The organism is Mycobacterium sp. 4D054, from assembly GCF_052245755.1.
Classification (GTDB): Bacteria; Actinomycetota; Actinomycetes; order Mycobacteriales; family Mycobacteriaceae; genus Mycobacterium.
On sequence record NZ_JBQQCF010000002.1, the window covers coordinates 110,244 to 132,261 of the forward strand.

Genomic DNA, 22,018 nt, shown 5'->3' on the forward strand with positions numbered 1-22,018 from the left:
GCGCCGCCCGCGATAGGCTTGGCCTCGTGTTTGAATCCCTGTCCGACCGGTTGACCGGAGCCCTCTCGGGCTTGCGCGGCAAGGGTCGGCTCACCGACGCCGACATCGATGCCACCGCGCGCGAGATCCGACTGGCACTTCTCGAGGCCGACGTCTCGCTGCCCGTCGTGCGCGCGTTCATCTCGCGCATCAAGGACCGCGCCAAGGGCGCCGAGGTGTCCGCGGCGCTGAATCCCGCCCAGCAGGTCGTCAAGATCGTCAACGAGGAGCTCATCGGGATCCTCGGTGGCCAGACGCGCCAGCTGGCGTTCGCGCGCAACCCACCGACGGTCATCATGCTGGCCGGTCTGCAAGGTTCGGGTAAGACGACGCTGGCAGGCAAGCTCGCCCGGTGGCTCAAAGGCCAGGGGCACACCCCGCTGCTGGTGGCCTGTGACCTGCAGCGGCCGGGGGCGGTCAACCAGCTGCAGATCGTCGGTGAGCGGGCGGGCGTGAGCGTGTTCGCGCCGCACCCGGGCGTGTCCCCGGACGGCGCGACGATCGAGCAGATGACCACCGGCGATCCGGTGTCGGTGGCGGCGGCGGGTCTGGCCGAGGCAAAGGCCAAGCTCTTCGACGTGGTGATCGTCGACACCGCGGGCCGGCTCGGCATCGACGAGGAGCTGATGGCGCAGGCCGCGGCGATCCGCGACGCCGTGAACCCCGACGAGGTGCTGTTCGTCCTCGACGCGATGATCGGTCAGGACGCGGTGACCACCGCCGACGCGTTCCGCGAGGGCGTCGGATTCACCGGTGTGGTGCTGACCAAGCTCGACGGCGACGCCCGCGGCGGCGCGGCACTGTCGGTGCGGGAGGTCACCGGGGTGCCGATCCTGTTCGCATCGGCGGGGGAGAAGCTCGAGGACTTCGACGTCTTCCATCCTGACCGGATGGCCAGCCGGATCCTCGGCATGGGCGATGTGCTGACCCTCATCGAGCAAGCCGAGCAGCACTTCGACGCCGCGCAGGCCGAGGCCACCGCGGCCAAGATCGGCAGCGGTGAGCTGACGCTCGAGGACTTCCTCGAGCAGATGCTGATGATCCGCAAGATGGGGCCGATCGGGAACCTGCTGGGCATGCTGCCCGGTGCGGGCCAGATGAAGGATGCGCTGGCCGCGGTCGACGACAGCCAGCTCGACCGCGTGCAGGCCATCATTCGGGGTATGACGCCGCAGGAGCGCGCGGACCCCAAGATCATCAATGCCTCCCGCCGGCTGCGTATCGCCAACGGCTCCGGCGTCACGGTGGCCGAGGTCAACCAGCTCGTCGACCGGTTCTTCGATGCCCGCAAGATGATGTCGCAGATGGCCGGACAGATGGGGATGCCGTTCGGCCGCAAGAACACGCGTAAGGCCGGCAAGGGCAAGAACAAGCAGGCGGGCAAGAAGGGACGCAAGGGACCGACGCCGCCGAAGCGCAATCCGCTCGGCGCCGGTATGCCCGGGATGCCTGCCGGCTTCCCCGACCTGTCGAACATGCCCAAGGGGCTCGACGAGCTGCCGCCGGGACTGGCCGACATCGATCTGTCGAAGCTGAAGTTCCCCAAGAATTGACGGCCGACCGCACCCCGCTGCATCTGCGGGGCCGCAGCCTGCCCGACGGCGAACCCGTTGAGTGGTGGATCGTCCATGGACGCCTCAGCGCGGAGCCGGTGGCCGGCGCCGAGACGGTTTTCGGCGCCGACGGGGATGACGGCTGGATCCTGCCCGGGCTCGTCGACGCGCACTGCCACGTCGGGCTCGGGCCGCAGGGCGAGATCCCGATGGACGAGGCGATCGCCCAGGCCGAGACCGAGCGTGGCGTGGGCGCTCTGCTGCTGCGCGACGCCGGCTCGCCGACCGACACCCGCAGCTTCGACGACCGCCCCGAACTGCCGCGCATCATTCGCGCCGGACGTCACCTGGCGCGGCCGCGGCGGTACTCCCGGGGGTTCGCCCAGGAGCTCGAAGACGAATGGCAGCTCCCGGAGGCGGTGGCCGAGCAGGCCCGCTGGGGAGACGGCTGGGTCAAGCTGGTAGGGGACTGGATCGACCGCGACAGCGGGGATCTGGCGCCGCTGTGGTCCGACGACGTGCTGGCGGCGGCGATCGACGCCGCGCATGCCAATGGCGCCCGCGTCACCGCGCATGTGTTCGGCGAGGACGCGCTGCCCGGCCTGATCAAGGCCGGCATCGACTGCATCGAACACGGCACCGGGCTGACCGAGGACACCATCGGTCTGATGGTCGAGCACGGCACGGCGCTGGTGCCCACCCTGATCAACATCGAGAACTTCCCGGACATCGCCGCCTCGGCGCACAGGTACCCGGCCTATCAGAAGCACATGCGGGCGCTCTACGAATCCTGTTCTGCCCGCATCGGTGCCGCACACGAGGCGGGCGTGCCGATCTTCGCGGGTTCGGATGCGGGCAGCGCGGTGGCGCATGGCCGCATCGCCGAGGAGGTGGACGCGCTCAAGGCCATCGGCATGACGCCCACCGAGGCGCTCGGCGCGGCATGCTGGGACGCCCGCGAGTGGCTGCGCCGTCCCGGCCTGGCCCACGGCGCGTCGGCGGACCTGGTGTGCTACCGCGAGGATCCGCGCTCAGGGGCCGGCGTGCTGGCCGACCCGACACTGGTGATGCTGCGGGGCGTCGTCTACTGATGTGGTGACCTGGCGCCGGCGGCGTCGTCCGTCACAGCTATCCACGTTCTGCAGGAGAAGTGCGAGTGGCGCCCTGCAGTATGCGGATAGCTGTGGCGCCTGAGGGCGCTGCGACTTCGCGACTCACGGCTGGCTGAATCCGTAGTCCAGCAGCCGGATCGCCTGACCGTAGAGGTCGCCGGTGCCGTACATCTGGACGACGACCAGGCGCCGGTTGCCGCGTTGCGCCGCGCCGACGTAGGTCTTGCGAGCCAGGTTGGTGAAACCCGTCTTCCCGCCGAGATCGCCGGGATAGCGGCTGAGCAACTCGTTCTGGTTGTGCAGCGTCTTTCCGGGGAACGGCGCGGACGGGGACCGCATGATCTGCGCGATCAACGGATACTTCAGTGCCGCGCGCATGATGACGGCGAGGTCGTGCGGGGTGGTGACGGATTCCCAGCCGGGTCCGTCCAGTCCCGACGGCGACGACGCCTTGGTGCCGCGTGCGCCGACCAGCGCTGCCTTGCGGTTCATCGCCGCGACGGCGACCCGCTGCCCGCCGAGCATGTCGGCCAGCATGTTGGCCGCATCGTTGCCCGACACCATCAGGATCGCCGCGACCAGTTGCGCGGTGGTGTAGGCCTGCCCGGGTTTGAGCCCCACACAGGAACATTCGACCTTGGTGTGGGATTCGTTGGCGCGCGCGAAGTTGTCCGGCCGAAGATGGTCGAGCACCGTCATCGCCAGCAGCACCTTGATCGTGCTGGCCGGGGCGTAGCTGCCGTACGGGTCCTTGCTGGCCAGCACGCGACCGGTATCGAGATCGGCAACCAGCCAGGCCTGGGCCGGTCCATCCGGAAGTGGTTGCGCTGCAACGGGTTCAGCGGCAGGCTGGGCTTGCGTAGTCGGTGCAGCCGACAGCGGGGCCGCAGGCAGCACCGCGCTGAGGGCGAGCGCCAGCCCCGCGAGTCGTCTTCGCACGAGTGGCGACGCTAATCGGGAAAGGACTCGTCCGGCGCGCGAACAGGTCTCCTTCGGGTATCGAGTTCCCGGACCGGCTCAGAGCCGGCTGACGCCGGAGTTCGGGCCCAGCGCGAAACCCCAATCCAGCAGGGCCGCTGCCTGGTCCCAGTACGTCGGCCCGCCGTCCTTGACCAACCCGTACATCAGCGCCACGACCAGGTGGCGGCCGTTGCGGGCAGCGCCGCCGACGAAGGTCTTGCGGGCCAGATCGGTGTAGCCGGTCTTGCCGCCGAAGGTGCCCGGATAGCGGTGCAGCAGTTCGTCCTGGTTGACCAGCACGACGTCCCCGGCCTTGGTCGGGAACACCGCGGTGGGCTGGGCGGTGATCTGCGCGAACACCGGGTTGCCCATGGCGGCGCGGAAGATCACCGCGAGATCGTGCGGGGTGGACCAGATGTCGATGCCGGGTCCGTCGATACCCGATGGCGAGCCCGCGTTCGTGCCGTAGGCGCCCAGCATCGCGGCCTTGGCGTTCATCTTCGTCACCGCGACGTCGTGCCCGCCGAGCATGGTGGCCAGCGTGTTGGCGGCGTCGTTGCCCGACACCAGCAGCAGAGCCTCCAGCAGCTGACGGGTCGTGTACGTCTGACCGGGAGCCACCCCGGCGCAGTTGCACTCGACCCTGGTGTCGGCCTCGTTGGCGACGATGGTCGCGTCCAGCGGGAGTTCGTCGAGCACGACCATGGCCAGCAGCACCTTGATGGTGCTGGCCGGGGCGTAATGCCCGTGCTCGTCGCGGGCGGCCAACACCTCGCCGGTGTCCATGTCGGCGACGATCCAGGCCTGGGCGGGGCCGTCGGGGATCGGCGTCGACCCTGCGGGCTGCACGATCCCCGTGACAGGCACTGCGGCGGCCGGGGGAAGGGAGAACCCACCGGTCAGGCACAGCACGGCGCCGAGGCACGCGAGAAGCGTTCGCACGACAGGTGAGCCTAAACCGCGCCCCGGTCGTGTTCAATCGAGCCATGTTGAGCCTTGAGGAGATCTCGGACCGGCTGGAGATCCAGCAACTGCTGATCGATTACTCGAGCGCGATCGACGGACGGCGGTTCGACGACCTCGACGCCGTCTTCACCCCGGACGCCTACATCGACTACCGCGTCAGCGGCGGCGTCGACGGGGCCTTCCCCGAGGTGAAGGCGTGGCTGAAGGAAGTGCTGCCGAACTTCCCGGCGTATTACCACCTCGTCAGCAATGCCGACATCCGCATCGACGGCGACAGGGCGTCGTGCCGGGCGATCTGTTTCAATCCGATGGTGATGGGCGGGGAGAACCCGCAGATCTACTTCGTCGGGATCTGGTACGTCGACGAGTTCGTTCGCACCCGGCAAGGGTGGCGGATGAGCCGGCGGGTCGAGGAGAAGTGCTTCGACAAGCTGATGTGAGACCTGACGGTGCTGTGCGCTCAGCGCACCAACCGGCGGCCCACCCGGCCCACGGTCCGCTTGATCCGGTCCGACACGTACACCGACACCGCGAGGTTGAAGATGTCCTCGCGCAGCCGGGTCAGCGTGGACGAGGTGATCACCCAGCGGCCGTCGATCTTCGCGTAGGCCTCCGTGTAGTGGCCGTATCCGCGCATGTTCACCCCGGGCGCCAGCCGCACCACGTCCTCCAGCGCCCAGACCCCGTTCGCGGTCGTCGGCGACGACAGCGCGATCTCCGGCGCGTGTACCTGATGCACGGTCGCGCGGGCGCCGAGGCTTTTGCGGGTGAACGCGACGAACTCGTCGGCGCCGTCGATCACTGTGCCGCCGGCCCCGGTGGTGTCGCTGTGGAAGTCGTCGGTGAACAGCGACCGCCAGGAGTTCCAGTCCTTGGTGTCCAGGTATCTGCAGTAGCGTGCCTTGAGCTGCTTGATCGCCTCGATCTCCACCAGCACGGCGGCGTCATCCATGGCTAGAAGGTGACATCCGGGGCCAGTTTTGTAAAGGTACAGGCGGCGGGTGGTCCGCGGATTTCCTCGGGTGGGCGCCGGTCTGGCACAATAGGCGGCTGTCCGCGCACGGCTTCCTCGACGGGATGTGCCGTGTGGCGGTCACACGCGTAAGGCAAAACCGGGTCCCGGCATCCCGCCGGTGATCGCTCGAATTGCAAACGTGGCAATCACAGGAGAAGTCGCTCAACCATGGCTGTCAAGATCAAGCTCGCCCGCTTCGGCAAGATCCGCAATCCGCAGTACCGCATCGCCGTCGCCGATGCGCGCAACCGCCGCGACGGTCGCGCCATCGAGGTCATCGGCCGGTACCACCCGAAGGAAGAGCCGAGCGTCATCGAAATCGACTCGGAGCGCGCACAGTACTGGTTGGGCGTCGGCGCCCAGCCCACCGAGCCCGTGCTGCAGCTGCTGAAGATCACCGGCGACTGGCAGAAGTTCAAGGGCCTGCCGGGTGCGGAAGGCACGCTGAAGGTCAAGGAACCCAAGCCGTCCAAGCTGGACCTGTTCAACGCCGCCCTCGCCGAGGCCGACGGCGCCCCGGCCACCGCGGCCACCACGCCGAAGAAGAAGAAGGCGCCGGCCAAGAAGGACGAGGCCGCCGAGTCGGCCGAGACCACCGGGGCCGAGGCGCCCGCCGCCGAGGCTCCTGCTGAGTCCGAGAGCTGAGCGCGGACGTGAGCTCTGTCGTCGTCGACGCCGTCGAGCATCTGGTCCGCGGAATCGTCGACAACCCCGATGACGTCCGTGTCGACATGGTGACCAATCGCCGTGGCCGCACCGTCGAGGTCCACGTCCACCCCGATGACCTCGGCAAGGTCATCGGCCGGGGCGGTCGCACCGCGACTGCGCTGCGCACCCTGGTGGCGGGCATCGGCGGTCGAGGGATCCGCGTCGACGTGGTGGACACCGACCAGTAGCGTCGCACCTGATGGACCTGGTTGTCGGGCGCGTCGTCAAAGCGCACGGCGTCACGGGTGAACTCTCGGTCGAGGTTCGCACCGACGACCCCCAAGCCCGTTTTGTTCCCGGCGCCGTATTGCGTGGCCGTCCGTCGCGGGGTGGCGCCGAGCGTGACTACGTCATCGAGACCGTGCGTCCCCACGGGGATCGGATGCTCGTCCGCCTGCAGGGTGTCGGCGACCGCGATGGCGCCGACGCGTTGCGGGGCACGATCTTCCTGGTCGACTCGGCGGATCTGCCGCCGATCGAGGACCCCGACGAGTTCTACGACCATCAACTCGAGGGCATGGTCGTCACCACCACCGACGGCCGGCCTGTGGGTACCGTCGCCGAGGTGCTGCACACCGCCGCGGGCGAACTGCTGGCCGTGCGTGATCCCGACGGCGCCGAGGTGCTGGTGCCGTTCGTGTCGGCGATCGTGGTGTCGGTGTCGTTGGCGGACAACGCGATCGAGGTCGACCCTCCCGAGGGTCTGCTCGACCTCTGAGGATGCAGAGCCCGTGAAGATTGATGTCGTCACCATCTTCCCCGCGTTCCTGGACGCGCTGCGGCAGGCGTTGCCCGGCAAAGCGATCGAGGCGGGGATCGTGGGATTGGCGGTGCACGACCTGCGGGACTGGACGCACGACGTGCACCGCTCGGTCGACGACTCGCCGTACGGCGGCGGCCCCGGAATGGTGATGAAAGCGCCGGTCTGGGGTGCGGCGCTCGACGAGATCTGCACGCCGGAAAGCCTTTTGGTGGTGCCGTCGCCGGCAGGACGGCTGTTCACACAGGCCACCGCGCAGCGGTGGGCGGGGGAGCGCCACCTGGTGTTCGCATGCGGGCGGTATGAGGGCATCGATCAGCGGGTGATGGACGACGCCGCCCGGCGGATGCGGGTCGAAGAGGTCTCGATCGGCGACTACGTGCTGCCCGGCGGTGAGTCCGCCGCGGTGGTGATGATCGAGGCCGTCGTGCGTCTGCTGCCCGACGTCCTGGGCAATCCTGCTTCCTACCAGGACGATTCGCACTCCGAACTGGTCGGCGGTCTGCTGGAGGGGCCCAGCTACACGCGGCCCGCGAGCTGGCGCGGACTCGATGTTCCCGAGGTGCTGCTCTCCGGTAACCACGCCCGGATCGCCGCCTGGCGACGCGAGCAGGGGCTGCAGCGCACGCAGGAGCGGCGCCCGGACCTGCTGGAGCGCAACGACGGCCAGGACCGGCCCGACTAGATCCGGCCGCCGGGGAACATCGTCTTGACGGCGTCGGTGATGGTCTGACGCGCGACATCGTCACTGGCCGGCTGCATCGAACCGATGACCACGATGTAGCGGCGATCGGTGCCGACCACACCGGTCGACAGGTGCATCCAGTCGGCGCCGACGCAGCACATCCAGCCCTGCTTGACTGCGACGCGTTCGGCGAACAAGCCCTCCGGGATGCCGAACCGCTGCGGGTAGACCCCGCCGGGCACCATCCCGTCCGGCGCCGTGGGAGTGGACGCCGCGAGGTTCGACAGGATGATCTTCACCTGCTCGGGCGGCAGGCCGCCGGCCCCGGACAGCAGCATGTCGTAGTAGCGGACGAGGTCGGTCGCGGTGCTGGTGGTGTTGAACCAGCGGCCGTTACCGGGCCGGCGGGTGGCGGACAACCCGTAGCGCTTGACCACCCGGTCGATGATCGCGCTTCTGCCGCTGCGGTTCCAGAAAACCTCCGCGGCGCTGTCATCGGAGGCCCGGAGCATGAGGTCCAGCGACGCGCGGTCCTTGGAGGACAGCTCGGTATCCCCGTTGGCGACCTGAAGCAGCAGGTCGTCGGCGATGAACAGCTTCACCACCGAGGCGATCGCGATCGTCATGTCGTTGCCGTTGGTCACCAGCTGGCCGGTGTTGCGGTCCAGCACCGCCGTGGTGATCTCTGCGCCGGCATCCGCGGCCTGCGCGGTCGCCTGGGCCGCGCGGTCGGGCAGACCGGAGAAGGCGGCCGGAGGTTCGTCGGGAGGAGCCTCAGGCAGCGGGGCCATGGTGCCCAGCGGCGCCACCACCGTGAGGTGCGGACCGTTCGGGGGCGGTGAGGACGAATTGCCCGTGGCCGTGCACCCTGCGGCGGTGGCCGCGGCGACGGTCAGCGCCGCGGTGGTCGTGAACAGCCGTGACGGCCGTCGCATCGTGCTTCCTCCGTAATGTGTGGGCCGACGCTGTCCCCGAATCCGGACAGCGTGCCGTTGCCGCCCGGTACAGCCAGGGTAACGGGTACAGACCGGCCGCGGGTGGCGCAAACACGTCGCCGACGTGGCGGTGGCCACCGGATTTCGGGGATAAGCCCCGCGTCTGGCACAATTGGGCAGTTGTCTGTGCACGGCGGGTACGTCCACGCCGCACGACCTGCCCAAGACGTCCGAAACCCCATCGGTCCCGTGTGCGTCACCACGACGCCGGTACGGAGCCGCGAACAGCAAGGAAGTGTCACCGATGAACACGCTGGATTTCGTCGACCAGGCGTCGTTGCGTGACGATGTCCCGGACTTTGGCCCCGGTGACACCGTCAACGTCCACGTGAAGGTCATCGAGGGCTCCAAGGAACGCATCCAGGTCTTCAAGGGTGTCGTCCTCCGCCGTCAGGGTGGCGGGGTTCGCGAAACGTTCACGGTCCGCAAGGAAAGCTACGGCGTCGGCGTCGAGCGCACCTTCCCCGTGCACTCGCCCAACATCGATCACATCGACGTGCTCACCCGCGGTGATGTCCGCCGGGCCAAGCTGTACTACCTGCGCGAGCTGCGTGGCAAGAAGGCCAAGATCAAGGAAAAGCGCTGAGCCTGCTCACCGCGCAGGCGGTGACGCCGCGGTGGCTACGCTGATCCCGTGACATCCGCTTCCGACCCCTCCGGGCCCGCGGGATCCTCGGGTCCCGACGATTCGTCCGCCGAGCGCACACTCGAAAAGCCCGATCCCGTCGCGACCGAGAGCGACGAGTTGCCGGGCAAGAAGAAGCGCGGTGCGGTCCGTGAGGCTGCGATCCTCATCAGCATCGCGCTGGTGCTGTACTACGTGATGCTGACGTTCATCGCGCGGCCCTACCTGATCCCGTCGGAGTCGATGGAGCCGACCCTGCACGGCTGCAACGGGTGTGTGGGTGACCGGATCATGGTCGACAAGCTGACCTACCGGTTCTCCTCGCCCGAGCCCGGCGACGTCGTCGTCTTCAAGGGTCCGCCCAACTGGAGCATCGGCTACAAATCGATCCGCTCCGACAACACCGCGGTTCGATGGGTGCAGAACGCGCTGTCGGTCATCGGTTTCGTGCCTCCCGACCAGAACGATCTGGTGAAGCGGATCATCGCCGTGGGCGGACAGACCGTGCAGTGCCGGGTCGACACCGGTCTGACGGTCGACGGCAAGCGGCTGAACGAGCCGTACCTCGACCCCGAGACGATGATGGCCGACCCCGCGGTGTACCCGTGCCTGGGCAACGAGTTCGGGCCGGTGACCGTGCCCGAGGGCCGGCTGTGGGTGATGGGCGACAACCGCACCCATTCGGCCGACTCGCGGACGCATTGCGCGAACGTGCCCGCCGACGCACAGCGCGGCCTGCTCTGCACCGGTGACCCGACGGCCGGGACGATCCCGGAGGAGAATGTCATCGGAAAGGCCCGGTTCATCGCCTGGCCGCCCGGGCGGTGGGGCGCTGTGAGCTCGGTGAACCCGCAGACTTAACGGGGGACACGTGCCTGTCTGGCCGCCACGGACCGTCATCCGCAAAGCGTCGGGACTGCGGACCCTGGAGTCGGCGCTCTACCGGGCCGGCCTGGGCCCGGTCGCCGGCGTCGACGAAGTCGGCCGCGGCGCCTGCGCCGGCCCGCTGGTCGTGGCCGCATGTGTGCTCGGACCCAACCGGCTGGAGAGCCTGGCTGCCCTCGACGACTCGAAGAAGCTCAACGAAGCCGAGCGTGAACGACTGTTCCCGCTGATCCGCCGCTACGCGCTGGCCTACCACGTGGTGTTCATCCCGTCGGAGGAAGTGGACCGGCGCGGGGTGCACGTGGCCAACATCGAGGGGATGAGGCGCGCGGTCGCCGGGTTGTCGGTGCGGCCGGGGTACGTGCTCTCGGACGGATTCCGGGTGCCCGGTCTGCCGATGCCGTCGTTGCCGGTGGTGGGCGGCGATGCGGCCGCGGCCTGCATCGCCGCAGCCAGTGTGCTGGCCAAGGTGAGCCGCGACCGGTTGATGGTGGCGATGGAAGACGAGCATCCGGGCTACGGTTTCGCCGAGCACAAGGGATACAGCACGCGCGCCCACAGTGCGGCGCTGAACCGGCTGGGACCGTCCCGTCAGCACCGGTACTCGTTCATCAATGTGCGGCGTTTGGTGATCGACGGGGAACCCCAAGAGCATGCAGAACTGGTGTGCGGGACAATGCTGGTGGACATGCCGATGGACGGCGATCAACCCGAAGGACAGCTGAGCCGATGAGTGCCGAAGATCTCGAGAAGTACGAAACCGAGATGGAGCTCTCGCTCTACCGCGAGTACAAGGACATCGTCGGGCAGTTCAGCTATGTCGTGGAGACCGAGCGGCGGTTCTATCTGGCCAACAGCGTCGAGATGATCCCGCGCAACGCCGACGGCGAGGTGTACTTCGAGCTGCGTTTGGGCGACGCGTGGGTCTGGGATATGTACCGGCCGGCGCGGTTCGTCAAGCAGGTCCGGGTGATCACGTTCAAGGACGTCAACATCGAAGAGGTCGAGAAGCCCGAGTTGCGGTTGCCCGAGTAGCCCAGGGGATCGGCGGGGCGTGCCTCGTTCGCGGCGGATGTACTCCGGGACCCAGCCGATTCCATTAACCGACCGAGCCAGCATCTCTTTGGAGGAACTGTCGGTACGGATCTGGCCCAGCCGAATCGCTTCTGTGAGAGGGATTTTCATCTGCCGGAGGCGTTTGGCGAACGACCATCCGGGAAAGGGGTCCCGGAGGGCGGAGTGCGGCGGGCGGCACGTTGAAAGCTCGCTGGGCGAGGCTAAATCTCGAACCGAGGGGGAACCCCGCACCCGAGGAAGTCGGGCGCGATGTGTAAGCAGCCCGTGAGGTGCGGTCCAAGCGGCGTGGTTCGTCCCCGACTCGTGCTGGGTCAGTACGCGTTCGTCAGACGCGTTAATCGAGGATCATGGACGCTGGTGTTCTAGGAGGCCAGGTCAGGCTATCCGGGTCAGCGTGAGCGGCATCCGGATGTTGAGCGAGCGGTTGACCCCACAGGCGCCGGTGGGGCCGATGGTCTGATCGAAGCCGCTGAGCTTGTCGTGACGGTCGGGCGCGTCGAGCCGATCCGCCCAGAACGTGAAGGACTGCTCACCTGGTGCGGTGGTGCCGTCGGGACACTTCTCCCAGCCTTCGACGGTGTGGGTGGTGCGCCATCGCTGGCTTTGATAGATGAGTTCCGCCGTCCAGCCCTGATCACTGACGACGGTGCCGGTGCAGTCCTGGAAGGTGGTGCACGACGAGGTGATCGTCCAGGTGGCGATCACATCGGCTTGGTAGGCCATGATCTCGTTCGTCTTCGCCCATTTTCCGTCCGAGAAAGCAGTGAACGTGCCGTTGAGGGCGGGGCTGTTGTCGTCCCACGCATGAGCCGCCGGTGCGCCCGCGATGGCCGGCGCCGCGGCGAGCGCGCAGACGGCAACCCGGACCGGCCGGATCACGGAAGCGCGGGCCACACCAGGTCCTTCCAACTCGCGGCGGGAGCGACGAGATCGGTCTGCTGCTGGGCTCCGCCGTCGGCGGCGACCCGCCCCGTCTGTGGATCGTAATGGGCGACGGCTACCGACGGGCCCGCGCCGGGCGTACCGGTGAAGCCACTGGGGGCGGCCGGTGGCGGTGCGGGAGGAGCGGCCGGTCCGGGCGGCGGCGTGCCTTGAAGCGGCCCGAAGATGTTTTCGTTCCTGGTGACCCAGTCGTCGGGAGGAACTCCCTGGGCGATCAGGTTCGGATCGAACGGACTCGGTCCCAGCGCGTGCTGGCGCGTTGCGAGCGGTTGAAAAGGCCTGTTGCTCTTACACTGTGCGACTGTCGGGGCGTATTTGCCGGGGACGTCCATGCACGGAAAGTTACGGGCCCCGCGCACGGCGATCGGCGAGTCCTGGGGCAGTTTGCAGTACAGGTCGTCGGGGGTGTCGAGGGTGGTGGTGTCGGCGGGGGAGCGCCACGACGACGGCGGGAGGAATCCCACGGTACAGGCCGGGGGATCGTCGACAGAGATCCTGAAGTCGCCGACGGGGATACCGGTCGCGTTGTTCGAGCCGACCGCGGATTGGTAGAAGGCGGAGGCGGGGGGGAGCAGCACCAGCAGCTGCTCGAGTCCGGGACGGTAGGTGAGCGCGACCTGTCCCAGCGATGTGAGGTTGGCCAGCAACACCGGCAACGTCGGCTTGACCTGCTCGAGAAGTCGCGAAACCTCCTGTGCGGCACCGGGTCCGGTCTGCAGAATGGTCCGGATCGCGGGGTCGTCGGCCACCAGTTGCCCGCTGACACCGGCCAGCCGCGCGGACCAGGTACGGAGTGCGTCGGCGCTGGCCATCTGGCCGTCGAGCACCGGCCCGGTGTCCTCGATCAGTGCCGACGTGCGACTGGCGACCGCGTCGGTATCGCGCGCGATCGTGGAGGTGGACTCGACGAGAGTCTGCAGGTCGTAACCGGCACCGTTGAACGCGGTGAACGACTCGTCGAGCAGCTTGTCGAGCTTGTCCTTGGGGATGGTCGCGACCATCGCGCTGAGGTGGTCCATCATCGGGCTGACCTGCTGTGGCACCACGGCGGCGGAGGCGGGGATCACCGAGCCGTCGCGAAGGTAGGGGCCGGAGTGACTGCGCGGTTGCAGATCGACGTACTGTTCGCCGACGGCCGAGACGCTGCGTACCTCGGCCGTCAGGTCCGCCGGAACCTCGGGCGAACTCGACAGCGACAGCGTGGCGACCGCACCGTTGCGGTTGACGTCCATCGCCGTCACCTTGCCGATCTGGACACCTCGGTAGGTGACATTGGCGAACCGGTACAGGCCGCCGGCCTCGGGCAGCTGCAGGGTGACCTCGATACGACCGATACCGAGCAGCGTGGGCGCCTGGATGTACTTGACGATCATCGTGGTGACGCCGACGATCGCGGCGATCATGAAGATCACCAACTGGATTCGGACGAAGCGGGTCAACATCAGCCGCCACCTGTCGGTAGCCGGTCCGGACCCATCACCCCGGGCGGCGGTGCCACCGCCTCGCCCTGCGCATTCTTCGAATAGAACGAGTCGTAGCCGGGGTCCCCGGGCGCCGGCACCAGCGGGGAGTTCTCGTCACCGAACGACGTGCCCGCCAGCAATCCGCGTTTGAACCGGTCGAGCGTCAAGTCCACCGTCACGAACAGGTTCATGTAGTCGCCGCGAATCCCGCGGTCGATGATGTTCTGGTTCAGCGGGAACGTCAATGCGTATCCGAGTCCGGTGTCGATGTCGGGCCCGACGTCGACCAGCGCGCGGAAGACCGGTTCAAGATTCGCCAGGTTGGCAACCAGGTCGCTCGTGACCTTCTGTACCACGCTTGTCGCCGTGTCACTGAATGTCCGCAGCTTGTCCAACGCCTCGGTGAATCGCGGTCGCTCGCGCAACAGGACATCCAGTGCCCTAGGGATGTTCTGTAGGGCGCGGGAGACGACGTCGCGTTGATCGGCCAGCGTGGCCGAGAACCGATTCAATTCGGTCACGGTGGCGATGATGTTGTCCCGCTGGTCATTCAGCGTGCCCACGAAAGTGTCCAGCTGGCCCAGTAGCTCCGGGATGTCACTCTGTCGTCCGGTGAACACACCGTTGAACGAGTGGATGATCTCGCCGAGCTGTCCCAACCCGCCGGCGTTGGCGACCGATGACAGTGCTGCGAGTGTCTGCTCGGTGGACGGATAGGTCGAGGAGCGGTCCAGCGCGATGGTCGCGCCGGGTGGCAGGGCGCCGGCCGATGGTCTGCCTGCGGGCCGAGTCAGCTCGAGGTGCATCGAGCCGAGCAGGCTGGTCTGGCCGACCGCGGCGGTGGCGTCGGCCGGCAGCCGGACCCCGGGTTCGACCGAGATCTTCACCTCGGCGTGCCTGCCCGCGACTTGGATATCGCGAATACTGCCGACCACGACGTCGTCGATCATCACTGGTGAATTCGGTTCCAACGTACCGACGTTCGCAAGCTCGACGGTGTAGGTGGTGGCCGCCTTGCCGGTGCCGACGGTGCCCGGCAGGGGCAGTGAGTTGACCCCCTGGAAACCGCATGCGGACACGCACACGATCGCCGTCGCGCTGAGGGCGATGGTGCGGCGGATGGCAGTGCGCGTCATGGCGTCGGTCCTTCAGCGGGCAGAAGTATCTCGGGAAGCGTCGGTGGCGTCGCGGCGGGCGGCGATGGGCCCGGTGGTGGTGGGGCGCCGGGCACGGGCTGGTACGCCGAGTCCGAAGGAGCGATGGGCATGAACCCTGACCGGGTGCCGGCGCCGCCGGGCCGCAAGTGCGGCTCGGTGTAGATCAACTTGCTGTCGGAGGGGACCGGGGTAAGAAGCGGATTCACTGGGAACGGCAGGTAGTTGAGCCTCATGGTGTCCAGACCCGGTCCCAGGTACTGTTGGCACAACTTGCCGGATTCGATCGCGGTGACATTGGCCAGCGCGCCGAGCATGCCGCAGAAGAACGCATTCGGGTCTGCGAGATTGTTGAGTACGAACACGCCACTGGCACCCCCGGTGCGGGGATCCATCATGTTGTAGGCGTTCGCCAGTGCCGAGGGCGCGACGTGCATCACCTGTTCAAGATCCGCGCGGTGGTCGACGAGGTTCTGGGTGACGTTGACCAGTCGGGTGACCTGTTCGGACGCGCGGTCGCGGCTGCCGGCGACGAAGCGTTGCACCTCGCCAACGGCATCGGAGAGGTTGACCAGCGCCGCGTCCAGGTCGCTGCCGCTGCCGTCGAGGACACTGCTCAGGGTGGCAAGCCGGTCCTGGAACTGCACGATCTGCTCGTTGCTTTCCCGCAGCACAGCCACGAACGTCTGCAGGTTGCCGATGATCGCGGTGATATCGCCGCTGCCGTCGGCGATCACCCGGCTGATGCCCGCCAGCTCGCGCAGGGTCCGCCGGAGTTTCTCCCCGTTGCCGTCCATCGCATCTGCCGCACTTTCGATGAACCGGCCCACCGAGCCGGTCGACGTCGCTGCGGAGGGCCCGAGATCGGTGGCCAGCCTGTTCAGTTGCTCCTTGACCTCGTCCCACTCGACGGGTACTGCCGTCCGCTCCCGGGGGATGGTGGCCCCGTCACCCATGGCCGGACCCGTCGTCCCGCCCGGCGTGAGCTGGACGAAACGTGCTGATACCAGATTCGGGGCCACCACAACGGCTTTCGCGCCGGCGGACACCCGCACGCCGTGATCGATGTCCAGGGTGAAGACCGCCTGTGTGGCGTCGGGCCGGATGCCGGCGATGGTCCCGACCTTTACGCCCGCGATGCGCACGTCGTCGCCGGGATAAATGGCGTTGGCATTGGCGAAGATCGCGGTGATCGTGGTGGGGGCGAAGACGTGACTCACCGTCAGGAAGGCAGCCGAAGACAGGATTAGCACGCCGAGCGCGACGGCGGTCAGTCTGGTCAGCGTCGCCCGTTTCACCGCGGAGGCCTTTCCGGAATCCCGTTGCGGGGGAAGGGCAGCTCGGCCCGTGGTCCTGTGTTGTCGGGCGGCTGTCCGGCGTTGACGCCGCGCCGGAATCCGAACGCGTAGTCCAGGAAGGGTTGAAGGATGGGCGGCAGATCGAGGTTGGGAATGTAGGCGGAGTAGTAGGGACCGCTGGCGACCGTCTCGCCGAGAGTGGTCTGGTATTTCGCCAGACGCGGGATCGCGAGCGCGATGTTGTCTCGCTGGCGTTCCAGCATCGCCAGCACCTTGTTCAGCTTCTCCAGGGTGGGCGCGAGCGCGGCTTCGTTGTCGTGTACCAGCCCGGTGACCTCCTTGGCGACGGCCGAGGTGTAGATCAGCAGTTCCACGATCGTCTGCCTGCGGTCGGAGAGCATGCCCACGAGATCGTTGGCGTTGAGGATCAGCGCCGACACCTGGTCGCTGCGGGAGGCGAGCACCTCGGTGACCTCCCGTCCGCTGGTGAACAGCTCGCCGAGCGCGGAGTTGCGGGCGTTGAGAGCCTCCGAGACGCGGGACAATCCGTCGAACATCGGGCCGAGCTGCGGGGCGATCTGGTCGATGGTGGCCGACAGCGTGTCCAGGGATTGGTTGAGACCGGCCGTGTCGGTCCCGGCGGTGTTGCTGGTCAGTTCGCCGATGGCGTCGGTCAGGGTGTACGGCGACGACGTCCGGGTCAGCGGGATGACCGCCATCTGGGACAACGTGCCCTGACCCGACGACTCCAGGGTCAGATTCCGTTGTCCCAGAAGCGTTCCGGTGCGGATATGTGCGGTGGTCTGCGAGCCGAGTGCGGTCTTGCTGTCAACGGTGAAGGTCACCAGCGCATTGGGGTCCTGGAGTGACACCGCTGTCACCGTGCCGAGCTTCATTCCCGAGACCGTGACGTCGTTGCCGACCGCCAGCCCGCTGAGGTCAGCGAACACCGCCTGGTAGCGGATCGACGTGGCCCAGGCCAGGATTCGCTCGGGCGCCAGCCCGACCGCGATCACCAGGACGAGCAGCACCACGCCGATGAACCCGGCCCGGATGGTGTTCGCCCCCCGATACTTCAGCATCAGTTCTCTACGCACCTTCCGTTGTCCTGTCTGAACACCGGGAAGACCGCGGTACGGCCCTGCAGGTCGGTGACGCGGACACCGAGCGAGCAGATGTAGTAGTTGACGAAACTGCCGTAGGAACCGATGCGGACCAGCTTCCGGTAGTTCTCAGGTGCTTTGGTTATGGCGGTTTCGACGCGATCGAGTTTGCTCTCGAGGTTCGGTGCCAACTGGTGTAGCTGGTCGATGGACGCCGCCAGCGGTGGCCTGGTATCGGTGAGCAAATCGGACAGGGAGGCGGTCCCGGCGCTGAGCGAGTCGATGGCGGTACCGATCGGTTCCCGTCGGGCTGCGAGTTCGGTGACCAGGTGTTCGAGGCGTTCGATACCGCCGGCGAACTGATCTCGCTGGGTCCCCAGGGTGGCCAGGGTCGTGCGCAGGTTGTCGATCAGCTGGTCGATCACCTGGTTCTTGTCGGCCAGGGCGTTGGAGAACCTCGACGTTCGCGACAGCAGGGATTCCACGGTGCCACCCTGGCCCTGGATGATCTGGATCAGAGACGCGCTGAGCGCGTTGACGTCCTGCGGATTGAGACCTTTGATGACCGGCTTGAGCCCGCCGAGCAGCAAGTCCAGATCCAGCGCGGGGGCGGTCTGTCCGATCGGGATCTGCGAACCTGGGGGCAGAATCTTTGTCGAGCCATCGTCGTTGACGATTTCCAGGAATCGATCGCCGACGAGATTGAGATAGCGGACCACTGCGTGGGTGCCGCTGGTCAGCACCACCTTGCGGTCGGCGTCGAACGAGACCACGACGGTCTTGTCCGGTTGCATCGACAGGCCCTTGACCGTGCCGACACGCACGCCCGCGAACCTGACGCTCTCGCCCTCCTGTAGATTCGAAACATCCTTGAACACAGCGGAATAGGTGTTGGTCGACCCGTTGCGGTACTGTCCGAAGACGGCGAACAGGCATGCGGTGAGTGTCACCATCACCGCGACGAAGGCGCCGAACTTGACGAGGACACCACGACGCCTCATCCCGGTTGCCCGATCTGCGCGCTGTTGCGGGGCGGTCCGTCGATCGGCCCGAACATGATCTGCTTCAACAGGTCGGAGTTCACGATCGGCCCGCGGTTTGCGTTCTTCCACGGGTTGGCGCCGGTGTCGGCGATGACGAAGGGGGGCGCCTTACCGTAGGGGATCTTGGGAAGGTCCGTGCATTGCGGGCCGCCGGTCGCAGCGACCTTCGGCAGATCCGCCGGGTACCGGTAACGGTCCTGACCCCAGAAGAAGCCGGCGAGCACCTCGACACCGGGAACGTTGAGCGGCGGATTGTTGGCCATGACGGTGATCGAACCGAGACCGCAGGTCAGCGCTGGATGGTAATCGCGCACCAACGCAGTGGTCGGTGCCAGCAGGCTCAACACGTCGGCGAGCGGTTGCCCGTTCTCAGCGAGCACGGGGCTTCCGATGTCGCTGAGGCCGATGGCACTCACCAGGACGGCGTCCAGGTCGTGTTCGGTGGCGATGACGGTGGTGCTGATTCTTGTTGCGCTGTCGACGATCGACATCAGGTCCGGAGCGGCGTCGGCGTAGGCGCCGAGCACTGGGGGGGCCGCCGCGAGATCACGGTTGAGCGCGTCGAGGTGCGGGTTGAGCTGCCCGAGTGCCGAGTTGAGGTCGGTGAGACTCTGGCCGATCTTCTCGCCGCGTCCCCTCATCGCGGTCGCGATCGCGCCCAGAGTCTCGTTGAGCTTGTCGGGCTGGATCGTGGACAACACGGACACCAGCTGCTCGAACAGTGTGTTGGCTTCGATCATCACGTGGTCGGCGCCGAGAATCTGCCCGGGTCTCACCGAGTCCCGTGAGGCGTCGTGGGGCGCGATGAGGCGCACCACTTTCGCGCCGAACACCGTTGTGGAGGCGATGTCGACGGAAACGTCCTCGGGAATGATCTGCAGCCGGGAGGGATCGATCGCCAAGTGGAGCGCGGCGGTACCGTCGGAACGCTCGTCGATCGATTCTACCTTTCCGATCTGCACGCCGTGGATCTGCACCTTTGCGTCGGGATTCATCACCAGGCCGGCTCGCGGCGAGATGACGGTCAGCGGAACGGTATCGGAGAAGTCGTCGCGGAACAGGGCGGCAGACACCGCCACTACCGCAACCGCAGTCGCGACAGTGACTAACCCGGCTAGCGGACGCGCCAGTGCAGGTCGCACCCCGTACTCCTTTCCCCCAGCGACGTGGTTGGTGCGCTAGGCCCCGAACGATCCACGGGGAATCGTCAGCGGCAGATCCACCGAGCTGACCAATCCCGGCTCTGCGGCCACGACATACGGGATCGAGTTGACGACCCGCATCGCCGTGGCCACCATCGCGCCGGCTCCCGATGTCATGCCCTCGATCCCCGCTCTGCGGCGGTCGCGCAGCGTCGCGGCCAGGGTGCAGTCGATGTCCGGCGACCCCGTGATCGCGACCCGGTAGGAGAGGTCGCCGATGCCCCGCGGCCAATCCGGCGCGACGTCGTGGGCCAACCGGGTGACGTGCTCGATGACGATGGCCTCACGTCCGTTGACCACGCCGATCGCCTGCATCCGCAGTGCGCCGCAGGTACCGGCCTCGACGGTACCCATGGCGACCTCCAGCGGCCGATCGGTCACGGCACGATCGAAGGTCTCCCGGACCTCGTCCAACTCGACGCCGAGGGCGTCGGCGACCAACCTGAGCTGTCCCTGCCACTCGCCGGCGATCGCGCCCGGGAAGCTGATCCAGGGCTGGTAGTCAAGTGGGCGCCCGAATCCGAGTGCATCGCTCATGATGTCGGGCACTCCATAGTCGTCGTACAGGCCGATCTCGTACGCGTGGATCTTCTCTATCGACGACGACTGGGTGGACAGCACCAGCGGGAGGTAGTCGGCGGCGAAGCCGGGTTCGATGCCCGACGCGTACAGCGTGGCCTGGCCTTCCTTCGCGGCCGTGGCGAGTTGGTCCCGCCACTCCACCGGCACGTAGGCGTGCGGGTTGACCAAGCGCGTGGTGCTGGTGGTGACCACGTTGATTCCGGCGGAGAGCAGCTTGACGTAGTCAGGCATCGCCAACGCGTCACGCTCGGGTCCGCTCGCCGCGTAGACCACGCAGTCCGGTTTCAACGCGATCAGCGCATCGGCATCGGAGGTGGCCTTGAGTCCGATCGCTTCACCGTTGGCGAGCTCACCGGCGTCCCTGCCATCCTTGTCCGGCGAGTGCACCCACACACCGACCAGATCAAGATTCGGCCGATCGGTGATGGTGCGGATGGCGATGGATCCGATGCCACCGGTGGCCCACACGACGACGCGCTGGCTCTCCGTTGTCATTCGATCCTCCTGATGGTGAACGCGTCAGCGATTGAGCGGTCCCTGCGGGTCGGTCTGCGTACTTGGAAAGGCCATCGGGAATACGACGAAAGCTGCTGCAGCGCAGTAGTATCCGAGCCGGCCGGGCGTGGCGGCGAGGCCGGTGAGATGTGGGTGCGAAGCCGGCCGGGTCAACGGTTCGCCAAAGCGGTGCCCGCGGGGCCGACCGCGTTGGTGTGGGCCATCGTGGAACCTCGGATCCGTCGTCAGCACATTGAACCTAATGTTTGCTCCGCAAACTAGCAGCCGTTCATCCGTTCGGTCAAGGGTGGGGTAACCCGAGGACTGAAACAAAAATTAGGTTAGATTGGTCGGCGTGCGAATGCCAGCACCGAGGCGGCTCTGATGTTGACGCTGCGCTTCGACATGCGGGCACCGGGAGGCTGCGCATCGACCGCGGATCTGTACGCCGCGGCCGTCGACATGTGCGCGTGGGCCGAGACCCGCGGAGCCGTCGTCGCGGTGCTGTCTGAACATCACGGCACCGAGGATGGGCACCTTGCCGCCCCGCATCTGCTGGCTTCGGCTATCGCCGCCCGCACCTCGCAGTTGGCCATCATGCTGGCCGCGGTGCCGATTCCGTTCTGGGATCCGGTGCGCCTGGCGGAGGAGATCTGCACACTCGACATCATCAGTCGGGGCCGGGTCATGTACGCGTTCGGCGTTGGCCATCGACCGCAGGAGTACCAGCACTTCGGGGTCGACATCCATCAGCGCGGCCGCCTGGCCGACGAGAACCTCGTGGTGCTCATCGGACTGCTTCGGGGCGAGGAGGTCGAGTATCGCGGGCGAAGGGTCCGCGTGACGCCGGGGTGCGCGAGTGGAGGGCGCCAACTGCTGATCGCCGGCGGCAGCGAGGCGGCCGCGCGCCGTGCAGCCAGACACGGCCTGGGCTTCATCTCCCAGACCGATTCGCCTGCGCTGCGCGACTTCTACGAATCGCAATGCCGTGCCCACGGCCACGAGCCGGGGCTGATGCAGTTCCCGGTTACGGGGGCGCCCACCACGGTGTTCGTTGCCGACGACGTCGACGCGGCGTGGGCCGAACTCGGGCCGTACCTCCTGCACGACGCCGTGACGGCCGCGTCCTACCGGCACGGTGACGATTCGGTGGCGAGCATCAGCCGCGCCGACACCGTGGAAACACTCCGTGAATCCGGCGGCCCGTACCGGATATTCACATCGGCTGAGGCCGCCGAACACGTCGCCAAGGGCGCGCCGCTGCCCCTGCTGCCGCTGTGCGGGGGCGTCCCGCCAGGCGTGGCCTGGCCCTATTTCGAACGCGCCGTTCTGGCTGCCTCGGGACCTGACTGAAGG

Annotated in this window: 24 protein-coding genes; 12 read left to right on the plus strand and 12 right to left on the minus strand. The window is 67.3% G+C overall.

Annotated features, from left to right (window positions below):
• Positions 1–26: 26 nt before the first annotated feature.
• Positions 27–1,592, plus strand: coding sequence for a signal recognition particle protein (gene ffh, locus ACTWP6_RS02015; protein WP_260751447.1), 1,566 nt, complete (start codon positions 27–29; stop codon positions 1,590–1,592).
• Complete coding sequence (locus ACTWP6_RS02020) at positions 1,589–2,683, plus strand: amidohydrolase family protein (RefSeq protein ID WP_443186699.1); 1,095 nt, start codon at positions 1,589–1,591, stop codon at positions 2,681–2,683. Before ffh ends, ACTWP6_RS02020 begins: the two co-directional genes overlap by 4 nt.
• A gap of 123 nt (positions 2,684–2,806) precedes the next feature.
• On the opposite strand, the gene ACTWP6_RS02025 is transcribed toward ACTWP6_RS02020, so the two are convergent.
• Positions 2,807–3,643 (minus strand): D-alanyl-D-alanine carboxypeptidase, encoded by an 837-nt coding sequence (locus ACTWP6_RS02025; RefSeq protein ID WP_443186700.1) that lies wholly within the window; start codon positions 3,641–3,643, stop codon positions 2,807–2,809.
• Between the two features lie 78 nt (positions 3,644–3,721).
• Positions 3,722–4,606 carry a D-alanyl-D-alanine carboxypeptidase family protein gene (locus ACTWP6_RS02030; protein ID WP_443186701.1) on the minus strand — a complete coding sequence of 295 codons (885 nt, stop codon included), beginning with the start codon at positions 4,604–4,606 and terminating at the stop codon, positions 3,722–3,724.
• A gap of 44 nt (positions 4,607–4,650) precedes the next feature.
• Here ACTWP6_RS02030 and ACTWP6_RS02035 point away from each other — a divergent pair, with 44 nt between their 5' ends.
• Positions 4,651–5,070, plus strand: coding sequence for a nuclear transport factor 2 family protein (locus ACTWP6_RS02035; protein WP_443186702.1), 420 nt, complete (start codon positions 4,651–4,653; stop codon positions 5,068–5,070).
• A gap of 20 nt (positions 5,071–5,090) precedes the next feature.
• Here the strand turns inward: ACTWP6_RS02035 and ACTWP6_RS02040 are convergent, their stop codons facing one another.
• A complete protein-coding gene (locus tag ACTWP6_RS02040) occupies positions 5,091–5,582 on the minus strand; it encodes a nuclear transport factor 2 family protein (protein WP_260751451.1) in 492 nt (163 codons plus the stop codon).
• Positions 5,583–5,813: 231 nt separating this feature from the next.
• Between ACTWP6_RS02040 and rpsP the strand changes: the two genes are divergently transcribed.
• Genes rpsP through trmD form a run of 4 tightly spaced genes read left to right on the plus strand, consistent with a single transcriptional unit; the run spans position 5,814 to position 7,798 of the window.
• A complete protein-coding gene (rpsP, locus tag ACTWP6_RS02045; protein ID WP_260751452.1) occupies positions 5,814–6,290 on the plus strand; it encodes a 30S ribosomal protein S16 in 477 nt (158 codons plus the stop codon).
• An 8-nt stretch (positions 6,291–6,298) separates the two neighbouring features.
• Positions 6,299–6,541: an RNA-binding protein gene (locus ACTWP6_RS02050; protein ID WP_003928628.1), complete on the plus strand. Its 243-nt coding sequence runs from the start codon at positions 6,299–6,301 to the stop codon at positions 6,539–6,541.
• An 11-nt stretch (positions 6,542–6,552) separates the two neighbouring features.
• The gene (gene rimM, locus ACTWP6_RS02055) at positions 6,553–7,071 is read left to right on the plus strand and encodes a ribosome maturation factor RimM (RefSeq protein WP_260751468.1); all 519 of its coding nucleotides are present in this window, start codon (positions 6,553–6,555) and stop codon (positions 7,069–7,071) included.
• Between the two features lie 13 nt (positions 7,072–7,084).
• Positions 7,085–7,798, plus strand: coding sequence for a tRNA (guanosine(37)-N1)-methyltransferase TrmD (gene trmD / locus ACTWP6_RS02060; protein ID WP_443186703.1), 714 nt, complete (start codon positions 7,085–7,087; stop codon positions 7,796–7,798).
• On the opposite strand, the gene ACTWP6_RS02065 is transcribed toward trmD, so the two are convergent.
• The gene (locus ACTWP6_RS02065) at positions 7,795–8,733 is read right to left on the minus strand and encodes a serine hydrolase (RefSeq protein ID WP_443186704.1); all 939 of its coding nucleotides are present in this window, start codon (positions 8,731–8,733) and stop codon (positions 7,795–7,797) included. The genes trmD and ACTWP6_RS02065 overlap by 4 nt on opposite strands.
• Before the next feature lie 304 nt (positions 8,734–9,037).
• On the opposite strand from ACTWP6_RS02065, the gene rplS reads away from it, so the two are divergent.
• From rplS to ACTWP6_RS02085, 4 genes are read left to right on the plus strand one after another with little or no spacing between them, the layout of a single operon-like run.
• Entirely contained in the window at positions 9,038–9,379 is a 342-nt protein-coding gene (gene rplS, locus ACTWP6_RS02070) for a 50S ribosomal protein L19 (RefSeq protein WP_260751473.1), read from the plus strand.
• A 48-nt stretch (positions 9,380–9,427) separates the two neighbouring features.
• Positions 9,428–10,279 carry a signal peptidase I gene (gene lepB, locus ACTWP6_RS02075; RefSeq protein WP_443186705.1) on the plus strand — a complete coding sequence of 284 codons (852 nt, stop codon included), beginning with the start codon at positions 9,428–9,430 and terminating at the stop codon, positions 10,277–10,279.
• Between the two features lie 10 nt (positions 10,280–10,289).
• On the plus strand, positions 10,290–11,036 hold the full coding sequence (locus ACTWP6_RS02080; RefSeq protein ID WP_260751475.1) for a ribonuclease HII: 747 nt from the start codon (positions 10,290–10,292) through the stop codon (positions 11,034–11,036).
• A complete protein-coding gene (locus ACTWP6_RS02085) occupies positions 11,033–11,338 on the plus strand; it encodes a DUF2469 domain-containing protein (protein WP_011895015.1) in 306 nt (101 codons plus the stop codon). Before ACTWP6_RS02080 ends, ACTWP6_RS02085 begins: the two co-directional genes overlap by 4 nt.
• A gap of 417 nt (positions 11,339–11,755) precedes the next feature.
• Here ACTWP6_RS02085 and ACTWP6_RS02090 read toward each other — a convergent pair whose 3' ends face one another.
• From ACTWP6_RS02090 to ACTWP6_RS02125, 8 genes are read right to left on the minus strand one after another with little or no spacing between them, the layout of a single operon-like run.
• Positions 11,756–12,274, minus strand: a complete 519-nt coding sequence (locus ACTWP6_RS02090) for a hypothetical protein (RefSeq protein ID WP_443186706.1) — start codon at positions 12,272–12,274, stop codon at positions 11,756–11,758.
• Positions 12,256–13,764 carry an MCE family protein gene (locus ACTWP6_RS02095; protein ID WP_443186707.1) on the minus strand — a complete coding sequence of 503 codons (1,509 nt, stop codon included), beginning with the start codon at positions 13,762–13,764 and terminating at the stop codon, positions 12,256–12,258. The genes ACTWP6_RS02090 and ACTWP6_RS02095 overlap by 19 nt, the downstream gene beginning before the upstream one ends.
• Positions 13,764–14,921, minus strand: coding sequence for an MCE family protein (locus ACTWP6_RS02100; RefSeq protein WP_443186708.1), 1,158 nt, complete (start codon positions 14,919–14,921; stop codon positions 13,764–13,766). The genes ACTWP6_RS02095 and ACTWP6_RS02100 overlap by 1 nt, the downstream gene beginning before the upstream one ends.
• A complete protein-coding gene (locus ACTWP6_RS02105) occupies positions 14,918–16,237 on the minus strand; it encodes an MCE family protein (protein WP_443186709.1) in 1,320 nt (439 codons plus the stop codon). The genes ACTWP6_RS02100 and ACTWP6_RS02105 overlap by 4 nt, the downstream gene beginning before the upstream one ends.
• Positions 16,234–17,319 carry an MCE family protein gene (locus tag ACTWP6_RS02110; protein ID WP_443186710.1) on the minus strand — a complete coding sequence of 362 codons (1,086 nt, stop codon included), beginning with the start codon at positions 17,317–17,319 and terminating at the stop codon, positions 16,234–16,236. The genes ACTWP6_RS02105 and ACTWP6_RS02110 overlap by 4 nt, the downstream gene beginning before the upstream one ends.
• The gene (locus ACTWP6_RS02115) at positions 17,319–18,341 is read right to left on the minus strand and encodes an MCE family protein (protein WP_443186711.1); all 1,023 of its coding nucleotides are present in this window, start codon (positions 18,339–18,341) and stop codon (positions 17,319–17,321) included. The genes ACTWP6_RS02110 and ACTWP6_RS02115 overlap by 1 nt, the downstream gene beginning before the upstream one ends.
• Entirely contained in the window at positions 18,338–19,525 is a 1,188-nt protein-coding gene (locus ACTWP6_RS02120; protein ID WP_443186712.1) for an MCE family protein, read from the minus strand. The genes ACTWP6_RS02115 and ACTWP6_RS02120 overlap by 4 nt, the downstream gene beginning before the upstream one ends.
• 36 nt (positions 19,526–19,561) lie before the next feature.
• Positions 19,562–20,662 carry an NAD(P)H-dependent amine dehydrogenase family protein gene (locus ACTWP6_RS02125; protein WP_443186713.1) on the minus strand — a complete coding sequence of 367 codons (1,101 nt, stop codon included), beginning with the start codon at positions 20,660–20,662 and terminating at the stop codon, positions 19,562–19,564.
• 384 nt (positions 20,663–21,046) lie between these two features.
• Between ACTWP6_RS02125 and ACTWP6_RS02130 the strand changes: the two genes are divergently transcribed.
• Positions 21,047–22,015: an LLM class flavin-dependent oxidoreductase gene (locus tag ACTWP6_RS02130; RefSeq protein ID WP_443186714.1), complete on the plus strand. Its 969-nt coding sequence runs from the start codon at positions 21,047–21,049 to the stop codon at positions 22,013–22,015.
• The last annotated feature ends 3 nt before the right edge of the window (positions 22,016–22,018 follow it).

Excerpts from the sequence above, each read along its gene's own strand:
- ACTWP6_RS02035 (WP_443186702.1), top strand. The coding sequence starts at position 4,651 with ATGTTGAGCCTTGAGGAGATCTCGGACCGGCTGGAGATCCAGCAACTG.
- ACTWP6_RS02040 (WP_260751451.1), bottom strand. The coding sequence starts at position 5,582 with ATGGATGACGCCGCCGTGCTGGTGGAGATCGAGGCGATCAAGCAGCTC.
- rpsP (WP_260751452.1), top strand. The coding sequence starts at position 5,814 with ATGGCTGTCAAGATCAAGCTCGCCCGCTTCGGCAAGATCCGCAATCCG.
- rimM (WP_260751468.1), top strand. The coding sequence starts at position 6,553 with ATGGACCTGGTTGTCGGGCGCGTCGTCAAAGCGCACGGCGTCACGGGT.
- ACTWP6_RS02065 (WP_443186704.1), bottom strand. The coding sequence starts at position 8,733 with ATGCGACGGCCGTCACGGCTGTTCACGACCACCGCGGCGCTGACCGTC.
- rplS (WP_260751473.1), top strand. The coding sequence starts at position 9,038 with ATGAACACGCTGGATTTCGTCGACCAGGCGTCGTTGCGTGACGATGTC.
- ACTWP6_RS02085 (WP_011895015.1), top strand. The coding sequence starts at position 11,033 with ATGAGTGCCGAAGATCTCGAGAAGTACGAAACCGAGATGGAGCTCTCG.
- ACTWP6_RS02095 (WP_443186707.1), bottom strand. The coding sequence starts at position 13,764 with ATGTTGACCCGCTTCGTCCGAATCCAGTTGGTGATCTTCATGATCGCC.
- ACTWP6_RS02100 (WP_443186708.1), bottom strand. The coding sequence starts at position 14,921 with ATGACGCGCACTGCCATCCGCCGCACCATCGCCCTCAGCGCGACGGCG.
- ACTWP6_RS02110 (WP_443186710.1), bottom strand. The coding sequence starts at position 17,319 with ATGCTGAAGTATCGGGGGGCGAACACCATCCGGGCCGGGTTCATCGGC.
- ACTWP6_RS02115 (WP_443186711.1), bottom strand. The coding sequence starts at position 18,341 with ATGAGGCGTCGTGGTGTCCTCGTCAAGTTCGGCGCCTTCGTCGCGGTG.
- ACTWP6_RS02125 (WP_443186713.1), bottom strand. The coding sequence starts at position 20,662 with ATGACAACGGAGAGCCAGCGCGTCGTCGTGTGGGCCACCGGTGGCATC.
- ACTWP6_RS02130 (WP_443186714.1), top strand. The coding sequence starts at position 21,047 with ATGTTGACGCTGCGCTTCGACATGCGGGCACCGGGAGGCTGCGCATCG.